Consider the following 263-nt stretch of genomic DNA (forward strand, 5'->3'; position numbering starts at 1 on the left):
GTTGGTTTTTCTGGGTCACGCGGTTTCACCGTTACCGGTTTTGATTCCTTGCTACCAGATTGACCATTGGCATCCTTGAAGTTAACACTTGCTTTGTTTGGTACCAATTGATCCTTATAAGGAGTCAAATCGCTATTCGCTTTGAGTTTAGCTGGGATGTACAATTGAATCTCTTTGAAGCCTTTTAGTCGAGCGAAATCTTTCACTTTTACAGTGACAGTGTTTCCTTCAACACTTGTTTCAAGAGCTCCATTTGCATCACG

Annotated in this window: 1 protein-coding gene; it reads right to left on the bottom strand. The window is 41.4% G+C overall.

The genetic code is table 11. From position 1 onward, the window contains the following. A partial coding sequence (locus HMPREF2655_RS03030) for a hypothetical protein (protein ID WP_218970016.1) occupies positions 1–263 on the bottom strand: 263 nt, incomplete at both ends.

This window comes from Streptococcus sp. HMSC066F01 (genome assembly GCF_001837335.1).
GTDB lineage: Bacteria > Bacillota > Bacilli > Lactobacillales > Streptococcaceae > Streptococcus > Streptococcus oralis_S.